The sequence below is a fragment of the Listeria farberi genome (genome assembly GCF_014229245.1).
GTDB lineage: Bacteria > Bacillota > Bacilli > Lactobacillales > Listeriaceae > Listeria > Listeria farberi.
Window position 1 is genome coordinate 1 of record NZ_JAARZJ010000011.1, and the last position, 12,491, is coordinate 12,491.

The window sequence follows — 12,491 nt, forward strand, 5'->3', positions numbered from 1 at the left end:
ATATAATACACATAAAGTATATATATTTTTTAGACTTTTACTAGAATATAGTTTAAAGTATAGCTCAGCAATAACTATCAATAATATTATAGTATAAATCGATATTACAATTAATAAAAAAGATAACATATTCTTCCTCCTGACCTCTTCTTCAAACTGTAAAAAAAACAAATGTAGATAAGATTATACCACCTACCACAGTAAATAGGTAAGGCATAAATTTTATTAATTTATTCTTCTTTCCTTTATATTTATCTACAAATATAAAGCATAAAGTAGTTATCATTAAAAATTCAAGAGAGATTATAGTTTTCAAAAAGGTCAACATTAATATTTCCTCCTTTTTTTCTTTCCCATTTTTTTTTGGGCTTTATTAACTTTTTTTGAAATTTTCTTATAGGATTTTGGAAAAAGTGAATTTTTAAAATGTCCCTTCCAATCTTTTTTCATACTTTTGATTGAGCTCTTCACGTTATGAAAAACTTGTTTTGTACCTTTTTTTACACTTTTAGCTTTCCATATTTTTTTCCCGATTTTCCCTATACTTTTATATCCTAGAACGCGTCCTAAACCTACTTTGAACACTCCTTGCACTGCGCCAACACCAGTAGCAACTAATGCCCCCTTCCAACTGTATCCTTTTTTTCTGTTCTTCCATAAATATTTCGCTAAACCTGTTGCAGCTCCTACGCCTGCTGACACAGCCCACCAAGCAACCTCACCATCAGGATCAAAATACATAACAGGATTATTATTCGCATAATTATACCCATTCATCGTCTGTGGATCATCTTCATCGCCTGGGTCTGGGTCGTAAGCAGTAAACACACCTTGCTCTGGTTCGTAATAACGCGCCATCAAGTAATATTGTTCGATTTCCTTGTCATACGTGTATCCTGCATAACCATACGGATTGGCTTTGGCTTCTTCTGTAGAGGCAGTGTTTTTCAGCACATTTCCCCAAGCATCATATGCATATTCTGCGACAATTTTACCTGCTTCATCCGTGAGTGCAATCACGTCGCCATGCGAATTATAGTGATAATAGAGGGTTTTGCCATTCATCTTCATTGCTAAACGAACATTATCATCCGAATAAACATACTGACGAACTACTTTTCCATCACCATTAGTTTCATACAGAACATCAATACTATCGCCGTCATAATGATAATTCGTCGTCACGCCATCGACTGTTTTCGACAAGCGACGGTTATCATCATCGTACGTATAACTTGTAAACGGCTCGCTCTCGCCTTTTTTCGTGATGCTGCTTAAACGGTCGCCGGTATCCCATGTATACGTGTACTTGCCATCGCTTGTACGGTTACCATTGGCGTCATACGTCAGAGCCTCTCCGTTCCACGAAACCAGTTGATTACCATCATTATAACTTGCGGCAATTGTTTTTGTCTCGCTTCCGCTGATTGCTACTTGTGTGCGGTTTCCGAAGCCATCGTATGTGTATGCTTTTACGGTGCCGTCTGGTAGTGTTTCTTTAGTTAGTTGGTTGACTGCATCATATTCGTAGGTTGTTTTTCCGTCTTGTTTGTTGTCGATGCTTGTACGGTTGCTTGCAGCGTCATAGGTGTAGTTTTCATCTAAAATTTGGGTGCCGCTTGCGCTACTAATAGCTGCGTTGGTGACTTTTTGGGTGCTATCGTAGGTGTAGTTGGCTGCGGTGCCGTTTCCTGCTGTGTAGACATTGATGTTTCCAAATTCGTCAAACTCGAAATAGGCGTTTTTGCTTCCGTCGTTTACGCGGGTATTCCGGTCTAAGTCGTTGTATGTGTAGCTTGTTTTTGCTGTGTAGTCGCCGTGGTTAATGGCTACTTCGCCGACTTTGTCTGTTTTTCCTTTGTTGTCTTTTGTTGGTTTGTCTTTGTATGTGTAGCTTACGTCGCCACCTCGTTCGGCTACTTTGGTGATTCGGTTGGCATCGTCGTAGGTTTTGTCGGTTACGATGCTGTTGATTTCATCGGTTACTTTTGTTTGGTTGCCGTTAGGATCGTATTGGAATTTAAATGCTAGTTTATCATTCCATTTGATCCCGTCCGTACGGTCAGCAGAATCGTATGTGCTTTCGGTTACGCGACCATTTGGCATGATTGCTTTTGTTTCATTACCGGCTGCATCATATTCGTACTTGATTGTGCGATTGAGTGCGTCGGTAAATGCGGTGATTTTGTTATCCACGTCATATTCATAGATATTTTTTTGCGTTTTGCCGGATGCAGTGACATTTTTTTCGGTGGTGTTGCCATTGTCGTCGTACTTATAGGCTACGGATGTGCCGTTCGCTAGTTTTGTGTCTATAAGCGCGTTGTCTGCATCATAGGTTAAAGTTTTTTTGTTGCCTTTTTCGTCTGTTTCGGATGTAGTGTTACCGTAAATATCGTAAGTGAAGCTGATTTTGCGGCCTTCTTCGTCATAGCTAGCTGTTACATAATTGCCGGAAGCGTCGTATTCATTTTTTGTTAATACTTCGCCTTCTATGACACGTACATCGTCAAACCAAGCTTTTCCGGTTAAACCATTGCGGAACATGGTGTAAACTTTAATCATTTTGACTGGCTTAGTCGGTTTAACAACTACGGCACTTCGGTTCCAGTCGTTCGTTCCGAGTGGGAATTGACCTTGTACGGAAGAAGTTGTGCCATCTTGATAATATATTGTTCCCCATATCGAATAATCGTTCGACATCGTTGCAACAGAACCGTTTGCTTTGGCGTCTTCTGATTTGGATAGTGCGGAAATGGTTAATGCTTTGGCTTCTTTTTGATTTACTGGTACATCTTGGACAATATGCGTGTAGGCTTCACTTGTTGCTTTTCGCTCGAAGTAAACAGCGCTATCACCGCTATGGCTTTCATTATCGACTACTTTTGCTTGTGTCAGCGCGGTATTACCTGTACGCATCCAGCCAGTCGGAAGCGTTCCATTGTGCTCTTCAAAACTGCTGTTGACTACCGGGTTGTAACTGGAAGCAACACTGCCTTTTTCAAATTGAACATTGTCGTACCAAATTGTGCCTTTTCCTTTATGTGGAGCTGGTTGTTCGTTGTCCAAATAAAGCAATACTTGGCGCGTGTTTTTGGATGTTTTAAAGGTTAATTGGCGTTTTACCCAGTCGCCGTTCTTTTTGATCGATGTGGCGCGGTTGGATTGCCATACGCCAGCATCGGTAATGTCTTTTGCATTCGCATCTTGTAAACGTCCAATGAGAAGTGCATCGGCGTTTGTCATTCCGGATGTTTTAATCCAGGCGCTAAATGTATATGTTGTTTCTGGTTCTACATCGACGCGTTGAGTAACGGATGAATAGCCTTTTACGGTAGAATTTGCTTCACTCGTTAGTTTAACGGAACCACTGCCGCCGAGTGCTCCTGGCGCTGACTGTGTGCTATCGAATGTCATGCTTCCTTTTGCATCTGATTGAATCAGTGTCCAGTTGGAAACTCCTGCTCCTTTTTCAAAGCCGCTGTTTTGAAGTAAGTTACCGCCGGAAGAAAGTTCGCCACTACCGCGAATTGGATTTCCATAGGTGTCATACTGTGTCACAGAGGATACTTGGGATTCTGTCGCAAGTGTTTCTGATACCGCATCTGCTCCGTCATAGGCAACGGTAGTTTTGCGTCCTTCTGTATCGGTTGAGCTCGTTACATCGTTATTATCATTGTAAGTGTATGATTCTGTTCCGTATGCATCTGTCGCTTGTGTAATATTACCATCTGCATCGTAAGCGTATGTTTCTTCTTGTCCCTTAGGATTCACTTCTTTTACTAGGTTATTTGATTCATACGTGTAGGTCGTTGTGAGTTTGAGACCATCTGCATCTACAATTTCTTTCTTTGGATTTCCAGCATCATTGTAGGAATAAATGGTTTTCTTCTTTTTCTCGTTTGTTAAAGTAGTTTGCTGTCCTTCTTTGTCATAAGAAAGGGTTGTTTTTTTGCCGACTGGATCGGTTATTTCTGTTAATTTTTCTTCTTCATAGGCAAAAGTTGTTTCATATGGTTTTTCTTCTGTATGTTTTGGATCGTAAATCGAGGTTAATAAGCCATCTGTGTAGCCGTAGCGATATATTTTTCCGCGGGCAGTGGATGAACTGATTAGCTCTTGTTTGTCATTATACGTGTAGCTGATTTTACGGTCTTCTGGTCCGACAAGTTCTTTTACTAGCTCGCCTTCATACGCGAGAGTAACGGTACGTCCGGAAGCGTCGCGCAAGCTTGTTAGTTTGCCGTCAGTATATTCGTATGTTAATTCGTTACCTTTTGTATCTTTTTCGGATTTTAATCGTCCATCAACTAAAAAGCGTGTTTCTGACTTATCTTCTTCTATTTTCAAATAGCCATCTGCGTTTTTAGTAATCTCGGAGTAAATGCCTGGTGGTGCTTCGTATTTATCGCCTTTTTTAGTGAAACGATGGATTTTCTTGTCCGATTCCACCCAAACGATATTACCGTTTTCTTCTTCTACGAGTTTTTCTTCGAGCGTACTTGTCCAGCCTTTACCGAAAATGCCAGTTGCATCATCTTGGCTATTAAACGTACGGTCGACATTAATGCTTGGACCGCGGCCTTCTAAGTTGAAATCTGTTTCATGGAATAAAAAGTTTCCGTTTGTAGCGTTCACTTCGCCGCCACGAACTGGCACACTTGTCCAGTAATCAACCATTCCTAGTTGTTTATTGAGTGCTTCTGGAATAGATGGTGTTGCTGGTTCTGATTGCACGCTAGTTGTGTTATTTCCTGCTTTTTGATAAGCGATAACGCGGAACCAGTAGTTTGTGCGCTCTTTATAATTTCCGCCAGAATTGGTATACACTGGAGAAGGGTCTTTTGCGAGTTCATCGCCTTTTCCGTCATGGTGAAGGGCAAATTTCCCTTCTGCAACTTCTTCTTTGGTTGGCCAAATGCCTTTGTTTTGTGTCGTCCACTTTGTTTCTGCGCCGACATCATATTCTTCGTAGGCTTTCCCATTGAAAACGAGTACTTTGTAGCCGTCCGCCATTGGGCTCTTTTCCCAGTTAAGTTCCACGTATCCTGTTTCTTTATGTGCTAAGTTTGAGTATGCTTTCGCAGTAGGTGGTTGTGGTTTTTCGATTGGCATATAGGCGAAAACGAGATCAGATGTAGGGCTTTCTCCGCCTGGATAAACCGCTTGAACCCTAACTAGATAACGCGTTAAATTACGCAGGCCAAAAGTACTTCCGGCTTGAAAGGCATTTTCATATTGTGCCCGTGGATCAAGAGCGAACTCAGCGCCTTTGCCATCGTGGTGGAATTCAAAATCACCATTAGCAATTTCAGCCACTGTTGGGAAGATTTTCTTGCCTTTCGTGCTCCATGTAGTAGCTGAACTTCCTGTATTAAAGTATTCATAGTTATATCCATTAGAAATAACGATATTATAACTAGTCGCACCGGGAACCGCTTTCCAAGATAAATCCATGTAACCTGTTCCAGTTCCAACACCGTTTGAGGCTGTTTTTACAGTTGGTTTTTCTGGTTGTGCGTACGTATAATTTACTTCCAAATAAGGATAGTTTTTATTATTTTCACTTGCTACGACTTTTTTCCAATAGTTTTGGTCGATGTTAGTACCTAAGCGGAAACCATTATTTGGTCGCACGCCACTTGCCCATGCTTGAACTGTATTAGTGACATCTAAGTTCGCCCACTCACCTCGACCGACATTGACGCTTCCAATCCGTGTTGATGCAGGAGCTGTATTCCAAGTCACTTGCCACGGAGACCAGTTCGCATTAGATTCGTAGTACCAAAGATCATTTTTAACTGTTGGAGACATATGCCAAATGTTATAGACTTTCAATGTTGCTTTAGAAATAGTCGCTTTGTTTAAAGTGGATGTGTCCATTTTTAAAAAAGCGGCATTATTTCCTGTTGAATTGTCCCATTTACCGAGTTTTAACGTATAAGCATTTTGACCAGAATCCCATAGTTTACTTCCGATGTTTGTTTCGGTTGGTTTAGCCGAATTAATATTGGCATTATAAACTTCATCTAACCGAACTGATGGATCAATATAGACAGGGTACTCGCGAGCGGCATCATTTAGCCATTCTGTATCTACTTTTAATTGTAGTTCATACACTGTTTTAGTGAGTTGTTTCACTTCAAAAGAAACATTTTCGGATAGTGCTGCTTCCCCGGTTTCAGCGCCGACATTAGAATCTGTCATAACTGGTTTCGGAAGCGTATATATTGTTTCGCCAGATTTATTTTTGAATAGCACATCGCCATTCTCTGCTAGTTCTAAGTCTAGTTTTGTTTCAATTTGATAAACATACGTATCTACTTGATTTGGTTCATGTAGTACTAAGTCTTCTTTAACTGATTGTGGAAAAGTTAAATGTCGTAGATCTGTTTTAGGAAATACGTTTTCATAAGTAACTTCATTTTCTTTGTAGGTCGCTGGTTGGTCTGTTACAGCTTCTTCATTCTCGCCTGTACGTGCTCCTTTTAAGCGAAAAGTAACTTCTGCGCCAGCTTTTGTTAGTTTCTGATATGCCCCGTCTTCCATTTTTTCTAAGAAGCCTAATTCTAATGGGGTTTGTTTTGGAACAATCATGTCAGAATCTGCTTCTTTCTCCACATTCGCATCGATGCGCTTCATATCCCCGTCAACTTCCATATTGATAGGATCCGCAAAGATTTGTTTTGTAAAGCTCCCGTCGTGGTTATCAAAAACCACTTCATTTTCTGTTCGTTCTTCTTTCACTTCTGTTGGTGCTTGTTCTCCCGCTTTCTTTTCTGGTACTTCTACCCCAGTTGACGTCTCCTCCGCCATTGGTGCATAACCAGGTATTAGTGAAAGGAATAACATAATAGCTATCAGGCTCACTAAGATTTTTTTTGCTTTTGCATGTATTTTCATGTATCAAGCTCTCCCTTTTTCAATGTAATTTCATTCGATGTCTTACCCTTTATTTCTTTTTCTTTCTCCCCGCTAACAACCTCACTGCCCTCTCTTTCTAAAAAAGGACCAGTTTTAATTGAGATAAAACTGGTCCTTTTCCTAATATTACAAAATTATTATAGCATGGATTTTTCTTTTTCGGTGAACAAAATTGTAATTTTTTTACTTTTTATTTGAATTGTTAATTTTATTAATTATAATTAGTGTTTAATAGTCAAGAAGTAATAAATTTCAGTCGCGCTGTATCAATACAAATATCAACAATATTGTCGCATTCTATAAAACATTTCCGTCAGATTGAAATTCTTCTGGCACAACAGTATTAATCATTACTAAATTCTCTTCAATCGTTTCTATTGTCCCGAAAGACACTTTTGGTTTAGTTGTTCTAATTGTTTACGATTCATTGGTTCGCCTCTTTTTTAAGCGCTTTCAATTTAAGATACCATGTTTAATCCGCTCCTGCAATACCAAAAAAGCCTTGAACGAATAATCAATCAGTTCAAGGCTTTTCTATTTACCACGGCTGGGTCGTTGGTCCGACTGTGAATTCGTTTACGCTTATGTCTTCGGGTTGGTCAATATTTTGGATGGTCATTTGCTATCTCTCCTTATTCCTCGATAATTTTGCGAATTTGTTTGGCTGGGCTTCCGGCGACGATGACGTTTGCTGGGACATCTTTTGTGACGGTAGCATCCGCAGCAACGATAGCATTTTCGCCAATTGTTACACCTGATAATATCGTTACGTTTGCGCCAATCCAGGCGTTTTTCTTCACATAAATTGGGGCTACTCTTAAGCCACGTCTCTTTTTCGGGCTAACTAAATGGTTGACAGTAACAAGTCTTGCTCCTGGGCCAATTAAAACATTATCTTCAATCGTAATCCCGCCCAAATCCACGAAAGTTACATTTAAATTGATAAAGATATTTTTCCCAAAAGTAATATGTTTCCCGAAGTCGCTATAAAAAGGAAGTGAGACATCGACTGATGGATCGACTGGTTTTCCGGTGATGTCACTGAGATATTTGGTCACTTCTTTTTTTGAGTGGTACTTGGTGTTGAGTTCGATGATAAGTTGTTCATTGTTTTGCTTTACTTTGTGAATTTCATCTAACAAATCCGACCCTTGGAGAATTTCTTGGCCGACTAGTCTTTCCTGTAAATCTTGTTCTATCATGCGCTTTCCCCCTCGAAAATCTTTTACTATTTAATTATAGCGAGAGAAGTTATAATTGAATAATACTTATAAAGCATATTCAACTATTCATTTTAGTTATAGGAAGGGGTGATTTTAATGGAGCTTCGTGTGTTAAATTATTTTTTAACAGTTGCTCGTGAAAAAACGATTAGTAAAGCGGCGGAAGTACTTCATCTTTCTCAGCCAACACTTTCTAAACAATTGAAGGAACTTGAGGAAGAGTTAGGGGTAACACTGTTTATTCGCGGAAATCGTTCTATTACCTTAACAGAAGACGGGGTTTACTTGGCAAATCGCGCAAAGGAGATTTTATCTTTAGTCGAATTAACAACTTCGAACTTGCTTCAAAATGAAACAATTAGTGGGAAAATAACGATTGGTGCTGGGGAAACGAGAGGTTTTGAGTTTATTGGTAGTGTCATTCATCAGCTAAGAGAAATACATCCTGAGATTACGTTTCAATTACATAGTGGTAATGCCGACGATGTTTTAGAAAAAATCGAGCATGGGCTACTGGATTTTGGGTTGGTCATTAATCCTGTTGAAATGCAGGCATACGAATATTTGCAGCTTTCTTTAGAAGATAGATGGGGAATTTTAGTAAATACAGCCCATCCTTTAGCGCAAAAAGAAGTTATAGCTCCGGGTGATATTCAAGAAAACCCAATAATGGTTTCGAATCAATCTTTCGTGGATAATCAACTAGCAAGTTGGTTAGGAGAACATTTTGAACAATTGAATGTGATTGGTAGATATAATTTGCTTTATAATGCCTCGCTTTTAGCTAAAGAAAATATTGCCAGTATTCTTTGTATCGATGGTATTATTAACACGGACAATACAAATTTGAAATTTATTCCTTTTTCGCCGCCCCTAACTGCTGGAATAAGCATTGTTTGGAAAAAGAATCCCACTTTTTCGAGCGCGGCGAAGGAATTTTTGCGGTTGATAGAAAACATAAGTAGACGGCAACCGTTCTAACCACAAGAAAACCCCCGAGGTCTTTAGCCGGACTTGGGGGTTTTTGTGCATTAAATGATTCATTTTCCAACTTTATTATAACACTTATTAGGAAAATACAACTCATGGGGACCTAAAAGCTTTTAACAACGCTTTCCATAAATTGCAATTTCAACGTATCCACACAAACATCTAGAATCGATTCGTATTCAATAAAACATTGCCCATCAGGTGAAAAGTCATCAGACAAAAGAACGTTCATTGATAGCAACTCATCATCAAGCACGTCAATCTCCCCAATAATTAGTTCATCCCAAACTGTTGTTAACTCCACTATTTTCTTATTTTCTTTCGCCCACTGAAGAAAATTATATAGGGTATCTCCTTTGCTACTTAATTCCGGCATTTGTATTTGTGGTGGCTTTACGTTTTTATAGGGCTCCAGATATTTGGTATCTTTTTGAACTTTAAAAATGTTTTCATTTGCGATAATAGCAAAACCATCAAACTGACCACTTCTATGATAATTTTCTATTATAATATACTTTTTAAAAATTGCTTTTATGTATCCCATATAAAATTCATTAGTTTCTTCCTTATCTTCATACACTTCATAGATACAATCCCGATTCAATTTCTCTAATTGATGTCGATTCATTTCTTTATCTCCTTTTTTGAAAATGATTCTGCTAATTAAAGCGTTTTCAATCCAAAGATACCATGTTTACTAACTCATTGCAATCCAACATAAATAAAAACTTGCTCAAATTTGATACTTTGAGCAAGTTTTTATTCTATATTTCTAATCGCAACGTAACAGCCCCATATGCTGGAATCGTGTTGTTGTCATTTACGACAACTTCTTCGATAGCATTCACATACTCAAATGACACATCCGAGAGTCCCAACTGTTGTGGTGTGTTAGTTGGGTTTTCTAGGCGGATGATGTATTTATCTGCTGTGTAATAGGATGGGTGGCACGCCGATACTAAATATTCTTTCGGCAAATTCAGCATGGCTAATGTTTGTTTTGCGCCTAATTTTCGTTCCGTTTTTTGAATTTTGTTATCCAAACGATGTAAAAAGTGGTTGAACGGTTGGCGTTGGTAAGACACGTTTGCTTGGTTGAACGCTTTTGTTCGTTCAGCTGTTTTATGTTCGTCAAAAGCTTGGTCGCCAAGGTAGATGGCTAGTGTGAATTGATGTTTACCAAGTAACTGCGCACCTTCTGTTTCTATGAGCACATGACCTTTTTTCGTTGTGTCGCCTGATGCCCGGCCTGGTCGGTAAGCTAAGTCAGGTTTTCCAAGTTGACCGGTTGTTGCGAGTAATGTCAGTGCTAAATCTTGATCCAACTGTTGGTATTCTTTGACCCCACGTGTGAAAACGGTACAACTAGCAGTTTCATTTGTTAATGTCACGCTTTGTTCCAGTGGTTCGATGTCGATTGGCATTTCGCTATACGTTTCTTGCCAATTTGCTGGTACAACTGGTTTTCTCTCGATATATCCGAATGGAAGCGCGGCGATGTTGTAGTCTGTTTTCACACCTGTGTCTACTTTTAAGCGTAGACGGTGATTTTTAATTTGGTTATCAACTTCCACTTTAACATCCAGCAGTTCGCTACCTTTTTTCACCTCTAAAATGAGTTTGATTTGCAGGTCGCCATGCCCTTCTTTCGTCAAACGATCGAGCGGGAAATCGCTTTTTCCAGTTAAAATTAAACGTTCGACTTCACTCGATTTCTCTGTATTTGCTGCAGAAAAAGTGAATAGCTCTGCAACATCCCCAGCCAGTGGTGAATAATCATACGTATCGCCTGCGTTCACGTCATCTTCTAGCGTAATAAAAGAAGTCAGGCGTTCGCCGTTTGGTTTTTCAAGCGAAATTTCTCCATTTTCGAAAGTGATTTTATACGATTCGTTTTGGACGGTGGCATTGTTAGAAGCAACTAGCCCATCCAGTTCGCGGTCATTTTCTTCAAAAGCAATCACACGGTAACCAAGGCCTGGAAGTTCCACCTTGACACGCACTTGAAGCACATAGTAGCCAGGTTCTTCAATGAACCGGTTTCCGGCTGGCGTTTCTTCTAGCACATTTTCGCGCGATGGAATGAACTCTTCTTGGACAATCGTTGCATCCGGAAACGCTGGGAAATGGATGTTTTTATGCTCGGTTACTACTTGTATTTCTTTATATCCGTCAAAATCATGTAAATCCGTATTAAAAATGATAATTTCGTTCGCGGCAAGTGACAAATCATCGGCAATTTTTTTCACAATCGTGTTTTCGATACTATCGCATAGTTCGTCAGCTTCTTTCATCCGGTGCAAAATATCTTCGGCAACTGGATCAGAAACGCAGCCCGCCAAGCTATCGTGCGCCTGACCTTCTAAAAGTTTCTTCCACGTATGCATTAGTAACCGTTCGCTAATAGAAATTCCGGATGCTTTAGCAATAACAAGAAGCGGCTCAATACGTGTTAGCAGTTTTTGCTCAAGTGACGCGCTTTTCAGCTTAATATTCATTCGGCTGGAGCCAATAGTTTTATGCACTCGCGCAAGTACCGGACTTCTAAATTCGCCGCGATATTCTTCTAAATCGGGCAGTTCTCTAACATATTGAATAAAATCTTGATAGGTACTAAGTTGATAATCATGACGCCCCATCTGGTTGATTTCCGCTAATTTCTCGGCAAAATTACTAATAATATTCAGCTGATCATTCCCAGAAGGAATTAAAACTTCAGTTGTTTTACTGTACTTTTCAATGAAATCAATTGCCGGATCAAGGCGTCCATCCACATATGCGGACGTTGGTTCCAGCAGCATCCCTGTGCCGTAACCTTGTGGCATATTAATCGCATAAATCGAAGCTTCCTCACCAAGTCCTTGCCATTTAAAATACGGAGATGCAACATGTTCACCAAGATGTATTCCGCGCCAGAAAATCACATTATCAAAGCCAGCATGTTCAAGTAAAGTCGGCATTTGGGCATTAAAACCAAATGTATCTGGTAAATAACCAATTTTCATATAGTCGCCGTATTTTTTACTATCAAAAATCCCAATCATCGCATTGCGCAAAATCGACTCGCCGTGCGCAAAAAAGGCATCTGTTTGTGTAAACCACGGTCCAATGAAAAGTTGTTTATCCGCAATTAATTGCTTAATATCCGCTAATTTTTCTGGGTACAGTGCGACATAATCATCTAAAATCGACAATTGCCCATCAAGTACAAAGTTTGCTTCTGGGTGCTTTTTTAATTCATCAATTACTTCTGTAAAAAGTTGTTCACTTAGAACCAGTGCATCGGCCGAGGTGAAATACCACTCTCGGTCCCAGTGCGTGTGGTTCACAATATGTGCTTTAACCATAGTTACC

The 12,491-nt window shown here is 39.6% G+C and carries 5 protein-coding genes; 1 reads left to right on the forward strand and 4 read right to left on the reverse strand.

The window, feature by feature from the left end:
* Positions 1 to 327: 327 nt before the first annotated feature.
* Together HCB45_RS10570 and HCB45_RS10575 are read right to left on the reverse strand one after the other, a co-directional pair.
* Complete coding sequence (locus tag HCB45_RS10570; RefSeq protein ID WP_185619828.1) at positions 328 to 6,903, reverse strand: DNRLRE domain-containing protein; 6,576 nt, start codon at positions 6,901 to 6,903, stop codon at positions 328 to 330.
* A 653-nt stretch (positions 6,904 to 7,556) separates the two neighbouring features.
* Positions 7,557 to 8,126: a DapH/DapD/GlmU-related protein gene (locus tag HCB45_RS10575; RefSeq protein ID WP_185317959.1), complete on the reverse strand. Its 570-nt coding sequence runs from the start codon at positions 8,124 to 8,126 to the stop codon at positions 7,557 to 7,559.
* A 117-nt stretch (positions 8,127 to 8,243) separates the two neighbouring features.
* On the opposite strand from HCB45_RS10575, the gene HCB45_RS10580 reads away from it, so the two are divergent.
* A complete protein-coding gene (locus HCB45_RS10580; RefSeq protein WP_185317958.1) occupies positions 8,244 to 9,128 on the forward strand; it encodes a LysR family transcriptional regulator in 885 nt (294 codons plus the stop codon).
* Between the two features lie 112 nt (positions 9,129 to 9,240).
* Here the strand turns inward: HCB45_RS10580 and HCB45_RS10585 are convergent, their stop codons facing one another.
* Together HCB45_RS10585 and HCB45_RS10590 are read right to left on the reverse strand one after the other, a co-directional pair.
* Entirely contained in the window at positions 9,241 to 9,765 is a 525-nt protein-coding gene (locus HCB45_RS10585; protein WP_185619830.1) for a hypothetical protein, read from the reverse strand.
* 136 nt (positions 9,766 to 9,901) lie between these two features.
* Positions 9,902 to 12,484, reverse strand: a complete 2,583-nt coding sequence (locus tag HCB45_RS10590) for an alpha-mannosidase (protein WP_185317956.1) — start codon at positions 12,482 to 12,484, stop codon at positions 9,902 to 9,904.
* Between the last annotated feature and the right edge of the window lie 7 nt (positions 12,485 to 12,491).

Coding starts and splice junctions, on each gene's coding strand:
- HCB45_RS10570 (WP_185619828.1), bottom strand. CDS start 6,903: ATGAAAATACATGCAAAAGCAAAAAAAATCTTAGTGAGCCTGATAGCT.
- HCB45_RS10575 (WP_185317959.1), bottom strand. CDS start 8,126: ATGATAGAACAAGATTTACAGGAAAGACTAGTCGGCCAAGAAATTCTC.
- HCB45_RS10585 (WP_185619830.1), bottom strand. CDS start 9,765: ATGAATCGACATCAATTAGAGAAATTGAATCGGGATTGTATCTATGAA.
- HCB45_RS10580 (WP_185317958.1), top strand. CDS start 8,244: ATGGAGCTTCGTGTGTTAAATTATTTTTTAACAGTTGCTCGTGAAAAA.
- HCB45_RS10590 (WP_185317956.1), bottom strand. CDS start 12,484: ATGGTTAAAGCACATATTGTGAACCACACGCACTGGGACCGAGAGTGG.